Annotated in this window: 13 protein-coding genes; 11 read left to right on the forward strand and 2 right to left on the reverse strand. The window is 67.5% G+C overall.

What is annotated here, in order from left to right; all coding sequences use genetic code 11:
• Window positions 1–22: 22 nt before the first annotated feature.
• Window positions 23–580, forward strand: a complete 558-nt coding sequence (locus ACSION_RS03245; protein WP_435304819.1) for a DUF1453 domain-containing protein — start codon at window positions 23–25, stop codon at window positions 578–580.
• A 58-nt stretch (window positions 581–638) separates the two neighbouring features.
• On the opposite strand, the gene ACSION_RS03250 is transcribed toward ACSION_RS03245, so the two are convergent.
• Window positions 639–1,280, reverse strand: coding sequence for an OmpW/AlkL family protein (locus ACSION_RS03250; protein WP_435304820.1), 642 nt, complete (start codon window positions 1,278–1,280; stop codon window positions 639–641).
• A gap of 273 nt (window positions 1,281–1,553) precedes the next feature.
• Here ACSION_RS03250 and ACSION_RS03255 point away from each other — a divergent pair, with 273 nt between their 5' ends.
• The 9 genes from ACSION_RS03255 to lpdA all read left to right on the forward strand — a co-directional run bounded on the left by ACSION_RS03255 (window position 1,554) and on the right by lpdA (window position 14,955).
• A complete protein-coding gene (locus ACSION_RS03255; RefSeq protein WP_435304821.1) occupies window positions 1,554–2,003 on the forward strand; it encodes a DUF1801 domain-containing protein in 450 nt (149 codons plus the stop codon).
• A 5-nt stretch (window positions 2,004–2,008) separates the two neighbouring features.
• On the forward strand, window positions 2,009–3,043 hold the full coding sequence (locus tag ACSION_RS03260; RefSeq protein ID WP_435304822.1) for a LacI family DNA-binding transcriptional regulator: 1,035 nt from the start codon (window positions 2,009–2,011) through the stop codon (window positions 3,041–3,043).
• A gap of 240 nt (window positions 3,044–3,283) precedes the next feature.
• Entirely contained in the window at window positions 3,284–6,295 is a 3,012-nt protein-coding gene (gene pgmB / locus ACSION_RS03265; RefSeq protein ID WP_435304823.1) for a beta-phosphoglucomutase, read from the forward strand.
• A gap of 74 nt (window positions 6,296–6,369) precedes the next feature.
• Window positions 6,370–8,775, forward strand: a complete 2,406-nt coding sequence (locus ACSION_RS03270; RefSeq protein ID WP_435304824.1) for a TonB-dependent receptor — start codon at window positions 6,370–6,372, stop codon at window positions 8,773–8,775.
• A 141-nt stretch (window positions 8,776–8,916) separates the two neighbouring features.
• Window positions 8,917–10,158: an MFS transporter gene (locus ACSION_RS03275; RefSeq protein ID WP_435304825.1), complete on the forward strand. Its 1,242-nt coding sequence runs from the start codon at window positions 8,917–8,919 to the stop codon at window positions 10,156–10,158.
• Window positions 10,159–10,225: 67 nt separating this feature from the next.
• Window positions 10,226–10,681, forward strand: a complete 456-nt coding sequence (locus tag ACSION_RS03280; RefSeq protein ID WP_435304826.1) for a DMT family transporter — start codon at window positions 10,226–10,228, stop codon at window positions 10,679–10,681.
• Between the two features lie 3 nt (window positions 10,682–10,684).
• The gene (locus tag ACSION_RS03285; RefSeq protein WP_435304827.1) at window positions 10,685–11,203 is read left to right on the forward strand and encodes a DNA-deoxyinosine glycosylase; all 519 of its coding nucleotides are present in this window, start codon (window positions 10,685–10,687) and stop codon (window positions 11,201–11,203) included.
• A 175-nt stretch (window positions 11,204–11,378) separates the two neighbouring features.
• Complete coding sequence (locus tag ACSION_RS03290; protein ID WP_435304828.1) at window positions 11,379–12,806, forward strand: dihydrolipoyllysine-residue acetyltransferase; 1,428 nt, start codon at window positions 11,379–11,381, stop codon at window positions 12,804–12,806.
• A 13-nt stretch (window positions 12,807–12,819) separates the two neighbouring features.
• Window positions 12,820–14,955 (forward strand): dihydrolipoyl dehydrogenase, encoded by a 2,136-nt coding sequence (gene lpdA, locus ACSION_RS03295; RefSeq protein WP_435304829.1) that lies wholly within the window; start codon window positions 12,820–12,822, stop codon window positions 14,953–14,955.
• 70 nt (window positions 14,956–15,025) lie between these two features.
• Here lpdA and ACSION_RS03300 read toward each other — a convergent pair whose 3' ends face one another.
• Complete coding sequence (locus tag ACSION_RS03300; RefSeq protein WP_093489851.1) at window positions 15,026–15,229, reverse strand: DUF2061 domain-containing protein; 204 nt, start codon at window positions 15,227–15,229, stop codon at window positions 15,026–15,028.
• Window positions 15,230–15,657: 428 nt separating this feature from the next.
• On the opposite strand from ACSION_RS03300, the gene ACSION_RS03305 reads away from it, so the two are divergent.
• A complete protein-coding gene (locus tag ACSION_RS03305; protein ID WP_056880789.1) occupies window positions 15,658–16,029 on the forward strand; it encodes a hypothetical protein in 372 nt (123 codons plus the stop codon).
• Window positions 16,030–16,051: the final 22 nt, after the last annotated feature.

Here is a 16,051-nt window from a genome sequence, read left to right on the forward strand (position 1 = left end):
GCTTTTCGGGCATGATGCGGCCATGCCCATCGTGCTCGCCCTGCTCGTCGTGTTCCTGCTGCTCGCACTGTGGGTGGTGGCCCTGCCGCTGACCCTGTGGCAGCGCTATCGCTACGGGCGCGCGCGCCGGCTGGCGCGGGACTGGTTGCTGGCGCTCAATGCGTGGAGCCTGTTGGTATCAGTGGCGATCTTCGTCGCGGTCAGCGCGGTCGGGCTGTTCTGGTGGCCGGACAGCCTGGTCGGCGCCGGTATCGGGCTCGCGATCGGCGCGCTGCTGGGTCTGCTCGGTGTCTGGCTCACCCGCTGGGAAGTCGCGCCACAAGGCGTGTTCTACCAACCCAATGCGTGGCTGTCCCTGCTGTTGGTGGCGATCGTGGCGGGCCGCATCGTGCTGGGTTTCGTGCAGATGTGGCAGTACTGGCAGGCCGGTGCGGTGGCGCCGACGCATGCATTGCTGAGCGGCCATGGCAGTCTGCTTGCGGTGGCCGGCGTGCTGCTGGGCCACTATCTGGTCTACGCGTGGGGCGTGAAGGGGCGCGTGGCGCGCCTGCGCCGCCTGCAGGGGCGCGGCGGCCGCTGATATGAAAAGGCGGCGGGCCCGGAAGCCCGCCGCCGTATCGACGCGATGGAGCGATGGATCAGAAGCGCGCGCCGATACCCACACCCACGACCCACGGGTCGATCGTCAGTTCTTCGCCGGTGCCCTGGCCGGCGACGCGAACGCCCGCGTCGCCCTTCAGATAGCGGGCATCCGCACGGGCGAACCAGGTCTGGTTGATGTTGAAGTCCACGCCGGCGGTCGCGATTGCGCCCTTGGCGGTCTCCAGGCCAACGTGCGCATCGTCGCTGCCGATGCTTTCGTTGCTGAAGTTGGACTCGTAGTAGCCCAGGCCCACGAACGGGCGCATCACCTTGTCGGGCTCACCGAAGTGGTACTGGCCGCTCAACGCGATCGGCTGCTGGTCGACGGTGCCGATCTTGCCGGCGCCATCGGCCTTCACGCGATGGTTGAACTTGTCGGCCGCGCCCCACAGTTCCACCGCGATGTTGTCGGTGGCGTACCAGCTGGCGCTGATCACCGGCGCGACATCGCCATCGATCTTCAGGCCCGGGGCCGGGTCGTGGTCGGGCTTCAGGATGGCGGCACCACCGACCACGGCGAACCGCTTGCCGCTGGTCGAGGAGGACGATGCGGTGTCGGTCGACGTGTCCTGTGCGAACGCGGCCGGGACAACCATCAGCGAAGCAAGGGCGATCGTGAGGGTGCGGATCGAAGTCATGCGGGGAATCTCCTGTTGTGTTCTTATCGCCACCGATGAAGCAACGCAGAGCACGTGCGGCATCGGAGGCGTGGGCACCGTAACCAGCCACGCATGAACGCCATCCGCCCTTCGACGTGAACCGAACGCAACGTTGGCGATATCCAGCGCAGGTTCATCGGCTTTTCACCGCGCCTCGACACGAGGCATCGCTGCGCAGGGTTCGCGCGTGTGCGGATTCCGCATGACGCGGCGTCACGGCTGCGCTAATGTCGCGCCGGAGAGGAGGCGCGCATGGTCAGCAGCAAGGCGAAGACGGTGGAGGAATATCTCGCGGAACTGCCCGAGGATCGCCGCGCGGTGATCGCCTCGGTCCGGGACCTGGTCAACCGGCACCTCCCCGACGGCTACGTCGAGGCGATGAGCTGGGGCATGATCGCGTGGGAGGTGCCGCTGTCGCGCTATCCGACCACCTACAACAAGCAGCCGTTGCCTTACGTCGCGCTCGCCGCGCAGAAACAGTACTACGCACTCTACCTGACGGTGTGCTACGCGAACTCCGCGCAGGACGTGGTGCTGCGCAATGCCTACGCGGACGCCGGCATGAAGCTGGACATGGGCAAGAGCTGCCTGCGCTTCAAGAAACCGGACGACCTGCTGCCCGAGGTGATCGGCCGCGTGATCGCCTCGACGCCGGTGGACACGCTTATTGCACAATACGAAGCCAGCCGCGCACGGACGTGACCCGCATGCCCCCTGCCAAACGCAAGCGCCGTACCGGCACCGCCACGACGGCGCTGCCGTCGCCCGGCGACCACCTGACCATGGCGGACCTGGCGAAAGTGGCCGGCGTATCGGCGATCACCGTCTCGCGCGCGTTGCGCGACAGCCCGCTGGTGAATGCGGAAACGCGCGCCCGCGTGCGTGAGGTCGCGCAACAGTACGGTTATTCGTTCAATGTCAGCGCGCGCAACCTCAAGCTCCGCCGCAGCATGACGGTCGCGGTGGTGGTGGAAATGAAGCCCACCGTCGAACGACAGATGTCCGGTCCATATCCGCTCGACCTGCTGGGTGGCATCACCCAGGAACTGACCTCCACCGGCTACAGCGTGCTGCTGACCTCGCTGCAAGGCGGCTCGCTGCCGAACGTCCAGGCTGCCGACGGCGTGATCCTGCTGGGCCAGGGCGCGCATGAGGACGCGATGCACGAAGTGCAGCGCTGGGGCCGGCCGATGGTGGTGTGGGGTGCGGTCAGCCGGCACGAATCGCAGGTGGTGGTCGGCAGTGACAATCGCCGCGGCGGTGCATTGGCGGCGGAGCGTTTCATCGCGCTCGGTCGCAGCCGACCCGCGTTCCTCGGCGATCCCGCCCACGGCGAGTTCGCCGAACGCCTCGAAGGTTTCAGCGCCGCGTTGGCGCGCCATGGCATCACGCCGATCGCGCCGACCGTCACCAGTTTCACCGTCGGCGCGGGCGCGGATGCGGTACATGCGCTGTTGCAGGCGAACCCGCAGGTGGATGCGCTGTTCGCCGCCAGCGATCTGTTGGCCATCGGCGCGATCCGCGCGCTGATCGAACGTGGGCGACGGGTACCCGAGGATGTCTCGGTGATCGGCTACGACGACTCCCCGCTGGGCGCGACCTACGTGCCGCCGCTGACCTCGGTGCACCAGAACTTCATCGATGCCGGCGTGCTGCTGGCCCGCAAGGTGCGCGCCCTGATCGAGGGCGACCAGGCGGTGTCCGAGACGCTGCCGACCCATCTGGTCGTCCGCACGACCTGAGCGCATTGTGCTGCTGCATCGCAGCGGCCACCCGGTAGACATCCGGGTGCGCCGATCCGCGTCTTCTTGCCGCCAAACCGTTGATTAAAAAGGGTTTTGTCTATGTCCCCGCCTTGGCGTTGGCGGGGCTCCGGACCTTGAGAGGTCTCTTTGACATCGATAACTTGACATCGATAACAACGACTTCTAGCGTGCCCCCGCCCGTGGTCCCGCCACGGCCGGTAACAGATGAGCACGAGGATGTCGGTGGAACAGAAGCAGGCGCATACATCGGGTCAGGGCACGGCGGGCGAAGGCCGGTCCGATCCCTGGCGGCTCACCCAACGGGCGTTCGACGCCGAACGCGCGGCGCGCGATGAAACCCTGTTCGCCCTCGCCAACGGCACGCTGGGTGTGCGCGGTGCGCTGGAGGAAGACGACAGCCCCAGCGACGGCACGTTCCTGTCGAGCGTGTTCGAGCAAAACCCCATCCACTACCACGAGCGTTTCCCCGGCTTCACCCGCAGCACCGACACGCGGGTGCCTGTCGCCGAGGGCAAGCACCTCCGGCTGCAACTGGGCGACACGCCGCTGCGCCTGCAGGAAGCGGAGTGGCTCGACTTCGAGCGCACGCTGGATCTCGCCGCCGGGACGCTCGAGCGCCGCCTGCGCCTGAAAACCGCGCAGGGGCATACGCTCGAGATCCGCGCGCGCCGCGTGGTGCCGTTGGCCGAGCGCGCATTGCTCGCCATCCGGTTCGAAGTGGCGTCCATCGACTATGCGGGCCCTCTGACGCTGTGTTCATCGATCGAGACCGGACGGCAGGCCGTCGAACAGGGCGATGATCCCCGCATCGGCGTGCACGGCGGCAAAGAGCTGCACGTCGCGGACGAGCACGCCGATGCCGGAGGCGCCCGGCTGACGCAGCGCACCCATCACAGCGGCGTCGCCCTGGTGTGCGCACAGCAGCACCGGCTGTCGCCGGGCTTGGTGTTCACCGTGGCGCAGGCGGGCGGCGGCCGCGTGGAGCAGCGCTTCGGCGCCACGCTGACGCCGGGGGCGTCCGTGGTGATCGAGAAGTACGTCGCTTACGACGACGGCAACGGCCAGGCGCAGGACGGCGTGGACGCCGTGCTGGTTCGCGCGCTGCGCGTCGGCTTCGACGGCATCGCGGCCGTGCAGGCCGACGCCCTGCATGCGTTCTGGCAGCGCGCCGGTCTGTCCGTGGAGGGCGATGCCGCGGCGGAACTCGCGCTGCGCTTCAACCTGTTCCACTTGCTCCAGTCGGCCGGACGCGACGGCATCAACGGCACGGCCGCCAAGGGCATCACGGGCGAGGGCTACGAAGGACATTGCTTCTGGGATACCGAAGCCTTCGTGCTGCCGGTCATGGCATTCACCGCGCCGGACGTGGCGCGCGCGATGCTGATGTACCGCTTCCGCACGCTGGACGGCGCACGCGACACCGCGCGCGCGATGAACCATCCCCGCGGTGCGCTGTACCCCTGGCGCACCATCGCCGGCCGCGAATGTTCCGCGCACTATCCCAGCGGCTCGGCGGCGTACCACATCAATGCCGCCATCGCCTACGGGATCGGGCTTTATCTCGACGCCAGCGATGATCTCGACTTCCTCAGCGAGGCTGGCGCCGAGATTCTTTTCGAGACCGCGCGCATCTGGCCGCAGGCCGGCCATTTCAATCCGCGGCTCGACGGTGCGTTCTGCATCCACGAGGTCACGGGACCGGACGAATACACCACGCTGGTCAACAACAACTGGTACACCAACCGCATGGCCCAGCGGCACCTGCGGCGCGCCGTCGCTGCATGGGCCCGCCTGTCCACCGATCGCCCCGACGCACTGCGCGCCCTCGCCGGCCGCATCGGGCTCGATGCCGATGAAGTCGCGCTCTGGCAGCGCGCCGCCGACGCGATGCACCTGCCGGTGGACGAGGCGCTCGGCATCCATCCGCAGGACGACGATTTCCTCGCCAAGCCGCGCTGGCCGTTTCCCAGGCGCGAAGGGCCGCATCGCCCGCTGTTGCTCGATTACCACCCGCTCACCCTGTACCGGCACCAGGTCTGCAAGCAGGCCGACGTGGTGATGGCGATGGTGCTGGCTGGCGATGGCGTCGATCTGGGCGCGAAGCGCCGCGACTTCGATTACTACGAGGCCGTCACCACCCACGACTCCACGTTGTCGGCGCCGGTGTACGGCATCCTGGCCAGCGAAGTCGGCCAGGACGGCAAGGCATGGGACTACTTCGACGCCAGCCTGCGCGTGGACCTGGACGACCTGCACGGCAACACCGACCACGGCGTGCACATGGCGGCGATGGCCGGCAGTTGGCTGGGGCTGGTGCAGGGCTTCGGCGGCTTGCGCATCGTGGCGGGCCGGCTGCAGTTCGCTCCCACCTTGCCGCAGGCCTGGAAGGGTTACGGCTTCAACCTCCGCTGGCGCGGCTGCGCGCTGCGCGTGGATGTGGACGCGCGCGGTGCCCGCTATCGCCTCGATGAAGGCGACGCGCTGGCGTTCGGCCACGCCGGCAGCGAAGTGATGCTGAACGCAGGGCGCGAAGTCGCGCTGCCGCTCGCCGTGCCATCGCCACCGAAGCTGCCGCTGCCCCGCGCTTGCGATGCGCTGATCTTCGATCTCGACGGCGTGCTGACCGATACCGCGCACACGCATTACCGGGCATGGAAGCGGCTGGCCGACGAGATCGGCGTGCCGTTCGATCTGCAGGTCAACGAGCGCCTGAAGGGCGTAGACCGGATGGCGTCGCTGGAGATCATCCTCGAGCGGGCCACGCGAATCTATTCCAACGACGAGAAGCGCGCGCTGGCCGATACGAAGAACGGCTACTACGTGCAGGAGATCGCACACGTCGGTCCGCAGGATCTGTTCGATGGCGTGAGCGAGGTGCTGGATGCGGCACGTGCGGCGGGCCTGAAGCTCGGCCTGGCGTCGGCCAGCCGCAATGCGCCGACGCTGCTGCAGAAGCTGGGTATCGCCGACCGTTTCGACTACATCGCCGATGCCGGGCGCATCGTCCGCGCCAAGCCCGACCCGGCCATCTTCCTCGACGTCGCCGCCGCACTCGGCGTGCCGGCGCACCGCTGCATCGGCGTGGAAGACGCCGCGGCCGGCATCGAAGCCATCCATGCGGCGGGCATGGCCGCGATCGGCATCGGCGACGCGCGCGCGCTGCGCCATGCCGACGCTGTCATCCCGCACATCAACGCGTTTGACCTGAGGACGTTCGTATCGCCTTGACCGCACGTGGCCACAGAAGCCGCGGTGGGCAGCCAGCCAACAACACGACAACAATGCAAGTGGAGGGAGGGACCATGCAACACACCAAGCACCCGATGCGCTACGCCCTGTCGGCCGCCATCGCGCTGGCGCTATCGCCGGCGCTGGCGAGCGCGCAGGAAGCCGCACCCGCGGCGCCCGCCGACCAGGAGGCCAAGACGCTGGACGCCGTGGTCGTCAGCGGCACGGCCAAGTTCAAGGGCCTGCGCAAGCGCGACGCCAGCTTCTCGATCAGCACCGCCACGCCCGAGCAGATCCAGGAAACCGCGCCCACCAGCACCGCCGACCTCCTGAAGATCGTGCCGGGCGTCTGGGCCGAGGCCAGCGGCGGCGGTACCGGCGCCAACGTCTTCGTGCGCGGCATGCCGTCCGAGGGCGATGCCCCGTTCTTCACCCTGCAACTGGACGGCTCGCCGATCTTCCCGCCGCCGACGCTGTCGTTCCTCGAGAACACCACGCTGTTCCGCATCGACGACACCATCGCGCGCGTCGAAGGCCTGCGTGGCGGCCCCAGCCCGATCTACTCGAACGGCCAGCCCGGCGTCACCGTCAATTTCATCCAGAAGAAGGGCGAAGACACGCCCGAAGGCCTGGTGCGCCTGACCGTGGGTACCGACGACCTGCGTCGCGTCGATTTCTACAGCGGCGGCCCGCTGGGCACCGACACTGGCTGGTACTACAGCGTGGGCGGCTTCTACCGCGAGACCGATGGCGTGCGCCAGACCGGCTTCCCGGTGGAGAAGGGCGGCCAGCTCAGCGCCACGCTGACCAAGCGCTGGGCCGAGGGCGAGTTCAATCTCTACGCGCGCCACACCGACGATAAGAACACGTTCTACACCGCGGTACCGCTGGTCTCGCGCAACAACGGCGAGGACATCTCCGGTTTCCCGGGACTGGATCCCACGACCGGCACGCTGGTCGGCGACGACTTCCGCCGGGTGACGCTGCCGACCGGCGTCGGCAACCAGACGATGACACGCGACCTGGCCGATGGCCGTGGCGTGGACATCGACGTGTTCGGCGGCTCGCTGGACTGGTATGTCGGCAACTGGACCATCAGCGACAAGTTCAACTACCTGAAAGGCGATACGCCGACCTACGCACTGTTCACGGGCGCCAATCCGCAGACGCTGTCGTCGTACATCACCGATACCTACGGCGCGGGCGTGACCGGCACCGGCACCTTCGTCAATGGCGGCGGCACGGTCGACCCGAACCAGCAGGTGCTGACGGCAGGCTTCTGGGTGGTGGAGAAGGAGATCAGCTCGTTCACCAACGACCTGCGCTTCAGCATCGACCTGACAGAACGCAATGCGCTGACCTTCGGCGTGTACTACGCGGACTATTCGTCCAAGGACCGCTGGTGGCTGGGCAACAACATGCTGCTCACCGCGCAGGACAACGCGCGCCGCGTGAACCTGGCGCTGTCCAACGGGCAGGTCGCCACGCGCGACGGTTTCGTGGGCACCGCGTTCTACAACATTCGCGGTGACTACGACGGCCAGAACACGGCCTTCTTCATCGCCGACGAATGGACCGTCAACGACCGCATCCGCCTGGATGCCGGCGTGCGCTACGAGCGGCAGGAGGTCAACGGCACGGTGTGGGATCCGGTCACGGTCGACCTGGACGGCAATCCGAACACGCTGTACGACAACAACACCTCGGTCTCCACCACGCCGCGCAGCATCGACCAGAACGACAGCGACGTATCGTGGACGGCGGGCCTGAACTACACGCTCAACGACAGCGTCAGCCTGTTCGGCCGCGTCAACTCGGGCTTCACCTTCCCGCAGTTCGACAATCTGCGCGACGGCGCCAACAACAAGACCGAGATCGACCAGTACGAGCTGGGCCTGAAGGCCGGCGGCGAGACGTACGAGATGTATCTCACCGCGTTCTACAACGACTTTACCGGCCTGCGGTACCAGGCGTTCGACAACAACGGCAACAACGTCGTCATCATCGGCGACTCGAAGGCGCGTGGCTTGGAGTTCGAGGGTGCGTGGCGGCCGGCCGGTGGGTTCGAGCTGGCCTGGAACGCGACCTGGCTGCGCGCCAAGTACGGCGACTTCTCCACGTTCGACGGCAACCAGGTCGTACGCCAGCCGAAGTTCCGCGCACGGTTGACGCCGAGCTACTACTGGTCGCTGCCGTGGGGCGACCTGAAGGTGTTCACCACCTACACCCACGTGGGCGATCGCTACTCGGATCCCGCCAACGGCCAGGTGCTGCCGAAGTACGACACCTGGGACGTCGGCGCCAGCGCCCACGTGGGCGATCACTGGGAGTTCACCTTCTCGGGCCGCAACGTCACCGACGAGATCGCGCTGACCGAGGGCAATGCCCGCGTGCTGGGCAATGCGACCAGCGGTGGCGTGTTCATGGGCCGTCCGCTGGAAGGCACGTCGTACCAGGCCTCCGTCGCCTACCGCTGGTGATGTAGCGCGGCCCGCGTTCGCGCGGGCCGTCTTCCGCCGCCGCGCCGTCTCTCCCCGGCGCGGTGGCGGATATCCTCTTCGCACTGGGCGTCGCGCGGCAGGGCCGCGCTGACGTCGCGCACGAACCGACCGGTACCGCCCATGACGCGCACCCGCATGATCCTGGCGATGATCCTGACCTACATGATCTTCGCCATGCTGTTGAACTCCGTGGGCACGGTGATCCTGCAGTCCATCCAGGGCTTCGGCATCAGCAAGGCCGATGCGAGCCTGCTGGAAGCGTTCAAGGACCTGCCGATCGCGATCACGTCGTTCCTGGTGGCCTCGTTCCTGCCGAGGCTGGGGTATCGCCGCGCGATGATGCTCGGCCTGTCGCTGGTCGCGCTCGCCTGCGCCGCGATGCCGCTGCTGCATGCGTTCTGGGCGACCAAGCTGCTGTTCACCACGGTCGGCGTGTCGTTCGCGCTGGTGAAGGTGTCGGTGTACTCCAGCATCGGCCTGCTGACCGAGGACGCGAAAGGGCACGCCGCGTTGACCAGCACGGTCGAAGGCTGGTTCATGGTCGGCATCCTGGGCAGCGCGTGGCTGTTCGCCGCGTTCATCAATGCCGAGGTGCCGGGCGATCCGGTCTGGCTGGACGTCTACTGGGTGCTCGCCGCCCTGTGCGTGGCGGTGGTCGTCCTGCTGGCGACCTGCACGCTGGATGAGCGCGCCGCGCAGGATGGCCATGCGGCGGGCGAGTCCTTCGTCGACATGTTCCGCCTGCTGGCGTTGCCGCTGGTGGCGGTGTTCTTGGTGTCCGCCTTCCTTTACGTGTTGATGGAGCAGGCGATCAACACCTGGTTGCCGACCTTCAACCGCGAGATCCTGCACCTGCCCACGACGCTCAGCGTGCAGGCGGCCGGTATTTTCGCCGGGTCGCTGGCGCTGGGCCGGTTGGGTGGCGGCGTGCTGCTGCGGCGCATGCCCTGGTTCTGGTTGCTGAGCGGCTGCGTGGTCGCGATGGCGGTGCTGGTGCTGGTGGCGCTGCCGCTGGCCGCGAACGTGCAGCCGCGCGAAGGCATGACGTGGTGGAACGCACCGCTGGCCGCGTATGTATTCCCGCTGATCGGCCTGCTGATGGCCCCGATCTACCCGGCGATCAATTCTGTGGTGCTGAGCGCGCTGCCGAAGGCGCGGCATGCGGCGATGACGGGTTTGATCGTGGTGTTCTCGGCGCTCGGCGGCACTACCGGTTCATACATCACCGGACAGTTGTTCGCGCATTTCGACGGGTCGCGTGCGTTCTACCTGCTGCTGGCGCCGATGGCGATGCTGCTGGTATCGATGGCGCTGCTGCATCGCGCCGTGTCGCGGCGCGACCGGGCAATGGCGCCGGCCTGAGGGCGCTCGCACCCGCGCGTCGCGGCGCTTGGCGTATCGTGTCGCCTCCTTTGGTGCGGGACCCGACATGAACGCGACCGGCGTGGCCTTGGCCCTCTTCATCGGCATGTTGTTGCCGCTCCAGGCGCTGATCAACGCCTCGTTGGGGCGACAGTCGTTCGGCCCGGTGTTCGCATCGCTGGCTTCCTTCATGGTCGGTACCGGCGTATTGCTGACGTGGTGGTTGCTGACGCGGCCGGTGTTCGTGCCTGCGGCACTGGGAAAAGTGCCGTGGTGGGCGTGGACGGGTGGCGTGATCGGCGCGGTGTTCGTCGCCTCCGCCACGCTGCTGGTGCCGCGGTTGGGCGCGGCGTCGCTGATCTGCCTGGTCGTCGCGGGCCAGCTGGTCGGGTCGGTGGTGCTCGACCACTTCGGCGTGCTGCATGCACGCCAGCCGGTGGACACGCTGCGCGTGGTGGGCCTGCTGCTGGTGGTGGCCGGCGCGACGCTGGTGGTGCGGCCCTGGCAGTCCATAGGCGGCTGAGCGGTGGGCGAGGTGCTGGTCGGCTTGCCGCCGCGCGCGGATGCGGATTGTCGTGTACTGGTGCTCGGTTCCATGCCTGGCAGCGCATCGCTGCGCGGGGCGCAGTACTACGCGCATCCACGCAATCGGTTCTGGCCGGTGATGGGCGCGCTGTGCGGCTTCGATCCGGAGGCGCCTTACGAAGCGCGCTTCGACGCATTGCGCCGTGCCGGTGTCGGCGTGTGGGATGTCATCGGCCGCTGTGAGCGCCCGGGCAGCCTGGACGCGGCCATCGTGCGCGGCAGCGAAGTGCCCAATGCCATCGGCGACTGGCTGGCGGCGCATCCCGAGGTCGCCGCGATCGCGCTCAACGGCGGCAAGGCGGCGGACGCGTTCCGCCGGCATGTGCGGCCCACGCTCGCCGATCCGTTGCCCACCCTGCTGGCATTGCCCTCGACCAGCCCCGCGCATGCGGCGAAAGATGTGCCCGCCCTGCTGGATGCCTGGGGCGCAATCAAGCCGTTCCTGCGCCGATCCAGCTGACAATGCGCCAGCGTATCGTGCGTGCGGATCACGCCGAACCAAAGCGATACCAATGACATCGCGGCCTGCATTGTCCCGGCGGGGACAGCAATTAACACCAAGGGATGGTTGGCGCATCGCGCCACTGCGGACACAATAGGGGTTCCCCTCTTCACGCCCGCACCGGAGTAACGCCATGTCCGACATCAAGGAAGCCAAAGTCCCCGATATCGGTGACTACGACGGCGTACCGGTGATCGAGATCCTGGTCGCCGTGGGCGACACGGTGAAGAAGGACCAGGGCCTGGTCACGCTGGAATCGGACAAGGCGACCATGGAAGTGCCGTCGCCATTCGCCGGCGTGGTGAAGGAGATCAAGGTCAAGCTGGGCGACGAGATCGCCGAAGGCGCCATCGTCGCACTGATCGAAACCAGCGAAGGCGCCGCCGAGGCCAAGCCGGCCGCCGCGCCGACCCCCGCGCCCGCCGCCGAGACCGGTACCAAGGTCGAACCCGTCGCCGTTTCGCCGACGCCGGACAAGATCGCCCAGCGCGAGATCGCGCAGGAGCGTGCCGCGCCCGCCGTGGCCCCCGCCGCCTCGCGTGTGCTGGACGACAAGCCGGGCATCGATCCGGAAGCCTCGCCGCCGCGTACGCCGCCGGTCGAGTTCAACGCCGACCGCGTGCTCCCCGAAAAGGTCGCCTACGCCAGCCCGGCCGTGCGCCTGTTCGCGCGCGAACTGGGCGTGGACCTCAACCAGGTCAGCGGCAGCGAGCGCGGTGGCCGCATCAGCAAGGAAGACGTGCAGAAGTACGTCAAGGGCGCGCTGGCCGGCGGCGTGTCGGCGCCTGCCGCAGCGGGTGCACCGGCCGCTGCCGGCGGTGGCCTGAACCTGCTGCCGTGGCCGAAGGTCGACTTCAGCAAGTTCGGCGAGACCGAGGTCGTCGCGCTGTCGCGCATCAAGAAAATCTCGGGCGCCAACCTGGCTCGCAACTGGGCGATGATCCCGCACGTCACCCAGCATGACCACGCCGACATCACCGATCTGGAAGCGCTGCGCGTGGCGCTGAACAAGGAGAACGAGAAGGCCGGCATCAAGCTGACCATGCTCGCCTTCCTGATGAAGGCCAGCGTCTCGGCGCTGAAGAAGTTCCCCGACTTCAACGCGTCGCTCGATGCCAGCGGCGAGAACCTCACGCTGAAGAAGTACTTCCACGTCGGCTTCGCCGCCGATACGCCGAACGGCCTGGTCGTGCCGGTGATCCGCGACGTCGACAAGAAGGGCGTCAACGAGATCGCCCAGGAAAGTGGCGAACTGGCGAAGAAGGCGCGCGACGGCAAGCTCGGCCCGGCCGAGATGTCCGGCGGCTGCTTCTCGATCTCCTCGCTGGGCGGCATCGGCGGCGTGGCCTTCACGCCGATCGTCAACGCACCGGAAGTCGCCATCCTCGGCGTCTCGAAGTCGTCGATCCAGCCGGTGTGGGACGGCAAGCAGTTCCAGCCGCGCCTGATGCTGCCGCTGTCGCTGAGCTACGACCACCGCGTGATCGACGGCGCCGCCGCGGCGCGCTTCACCGCCTACCTCGCCCAGCTGCTCGGCGACATGCGCCGCGTGCTGCTGTAAGGAGACCGAGACCATGGCGAACACGATTGAAGTCAAAGTCCCCGACATCGGCGATTACAGCGATGTGCCGGTCATCGAAATCCTGGTTGCCGTCGGCGACACGGTGAAGAAGGACCAGGGCCTGGTCACGCTGGAATCGGACAAGGCCACGCTGGAAGTGCCGTCCTCGGCCGCCGGCGTGGTGAAGGAACTCAAGGTCAAGCTCGGCGACGCGCTGTCCGAAGGCAGCGTCGTGGCCGTGCTGGAAGCCGAAGGCGCGGCGTCCGCGCCTGCGCCGGTCGCCCCGGCGGCCCCTGCCGCGCCGGCCCCAACGCCGGCGTCCGCGCCTGCGCCGGCTGCCCCGGTCGCCGCGCCCCCCGCGTCCGGCGGTGGTGGCCTGATCGAGGCCAAAGTGCCCGACATTGGCGACTACGATGGCGTACCGGTCATCGAAATCCTGGTCGCCGTCGGCGACACGGTGAAGAAGGACCAGGGCCTGGTCACGCTGGAGTCGGACAAGGCGACGATGGAAGTGCCGTCGCCGGCCGCCGGCGTCATCAAGGAAATCAAGGTCAAGCTCGGCGACTCGCTCGCCGAAGGCAGCCTGGTCGCGATCCTGGAAGGCGAGGGCGCCGCGGCGGCGCCCGCCAAGGCCGCCCCGGTGGCGCCGTCCCCGGCAGCGCCCGCTGCACCGGCGACCTCGGCGCCGAAGCCGGCGCTGGGCACCGGCAAGGCCGCCGACATCGAATGTCGCATCGTCGTGATCGGTTCGGGCCCGGGCGGCTACACGGCGGCGTTCCGCGCCGCGGACCTCGGCCTCGACACCGTGCTGATCGAGCGCTACGAAACCCTGGGTGGCGTCTGCCTCAACGTGGGCTGCATCCCGTCCAAGGCGCTGCTGCATGCGGCCGCGCTGATCGAGGAAGCCTCGCATTCGGAGGACATCGGCATCAGCTTCGGCAAGCCGAAGATCGACATCGACAAACTGCGCGGCTTCAAGCAGGACAAGGTGGTCGGGCAGTTCACCAAGGGCCTGGCCGGCATGGCCAAGCAGCGCAAGGTGCGCACGGTGACCGGCGTGGCGAAGTTCGTCTCGCCGAACGAATTGGAAATCGTCGGCAGCGACGGCAAGACGCAGCTGCTGCGCTTCGAGCAATGCATCATCGCTGCCGGTTCGCAGGCGGTGAAGCTGCCGAACTTCCCGTGGGACGATCCGCGCGTGATGGATTCCACCGATGCGCTGCAGCTGGCCGACGTGCCGAAGAAGCTGCTCGTGGTCGGCGGCGGCATCATCGGCCTGGAAATGGCGACGGTGTACCGCGCGTTGGGCGCGGAGGTGACCGTAGTCGAGTTCATGGACCAGCTGATGCCGGGCGCCGACAAGGACCTGGTGAAGCCGCTGGCCGATCGCCTGAAGAAGCAGGGCGCGGTCGTGCACCTGAAGACCAAGGCCGCCAAGGTCGAGGCGTCGAAGAAGGGCATCACCGTGCACTTCGAGAGCGCCACCGAAGGCCAGAAGCCGGAACTGGAAACGGGCACGTGGGATCGCGTGCTGGTCGCTGTCGGCCGTTCTCCCAATGGCGGCAAGCTGGATGCCGGCAAGGCCGGCGTGACGGTCACCGACCGCGGCTTCATTCCGGTCGATGCGCAGATGCGCACCAACGTGCCGCACATCTTCGCCATCGGCGACCTGGTCGGCCAGCCGATGCTGGCGCACAAGGCGACGCACGAGGGCAAGCTGGCGGCGGAAGTGGCCGCCGGCGAGAAGAAGGAGTGGGTGGCGCGCGTGATCCCGTCGGTGGCCTACACCGATCCGGAAATCGCCTGGGTCGGCGTGACCGAGAACGAAGCGAAGGCCAAGGGCCTGAAGATCGGCGTGGGCAAGTTCCCGTGGGTGGCATCGGCACGCGCCGTCGGCATCGGTCGCGGCGAGGGCTCCACCAAGCTCATCTTCGACGAACACACCCACCGCATCATCGGTGCCGGCATCGTCGGCGTGCATGCAGGCGACCTGATCAGCGAACTGGCGCTGGCGATCGAGATGGGCGCGGAAGCCGGCGACATCGGCGCAACCATCCATCCGCACCCGACGCTCAGCGAATCGGTGGCGATGGCCGCTGAAGTCTACGAAGGCACGATCACCGATCTCTACATCCCGAAGAAGAAGTAAGCCGCTCCGGGCGTCGAAGCAACGAGAAAGGCCGCGCATGAGCGCGGCCTTTTTCTTTTCGGCAGGCGTGTCAGGCGGGCAGGGGCATCGCCCTCGCTGCACGCCGCGCTTCGATCCGCTTCCAGACCTTTTCGTGGAAATGGAACACCACCGTATTGGTTGCCGGCTCGATCAGCGCCAGCATGCCGCCCACCAGCAGGCTGCCGGTGAACAGGTAGCCCAGGGTGAAAGCCACCGAGAAGTGCAGGATCGCGAAGCTCAGGGTCTTGTTCATGGCCGTGCCGGACGCTCAAAGATGAGAATTGATCTCATTCTGGCGTCGTCGATTGGCAAGTCCAATGGATTATTCGTTTTGAATTGATAGCGCCTGGCTATCGGCATCCTTTCTCCCGAAAAGGCGAAGCCCCGGGGGCAGCCGGGGCTTCGGGAGGCCTGCGACGGAGCATCGGACGAGGAAGTTGAGCAGCAGGCCTTGGAGGGACTGACACACGGTTTTCGCCAAAGTTCCGGAGAATCCGCAGGAAAATTCTGAATAGGGGAAACGGTTACACGCAGGCAGGCCAAGGGCTGGCGGCCGAAAGCGCTGTCGGCAGCGTTTTCGACCTTTGGCGGTTGTCCCGGAAATTGTCCCGCTGCTATACTTTTGCGGCTCGGCGAGGCGCTTTACCGCCTTGTACCCCGCCAATTCCGTAGGGCTTTCGTGTGCTGAATTCCGTCGCTGCGGGCCGGCGGCTAGTGTTGCGCGCCGCCGTCTGGCAGACGGTCGCGGTACTGCTGGTCGCGCTGCTGTTCCTGCTCTGGGGCGTGCCCCACGCAGTCGCGGCGGCCGTCGGAGGGTTGGCGATCGTGGCTGGCGCACTGCTGGCGGCCTGGATGGCCTTCGGCGGTGGCGTACTCGGGGCCGTTTCGGCGGTGCTGAGGCTGGTCGCGGGGATGGTGGTGAAGTGGGTCGTGGTGATCGGCGTGCTGGTGATGGGCGCGGGGCTGTACAAGCTGCCCCCGCTGCCCCTGATGGCAGGCGTGGTCGCCGGACTGGTGGCACAGATGCTGGCTGCGGTTGGCAAGCAGCGATAAACCCAATCTAGACGAAAGGTTT

It is taken from the genome of Pseudoxanthomonas sp. LjRoot125 (genome assembly GCF_964252705.1).
Lineage (GTDB): Bacteria > Pseudomonadota > Gammaproteobacteria > Xanthomonadales > Xanthomonadaceae > Pseudoxanthomonas_A.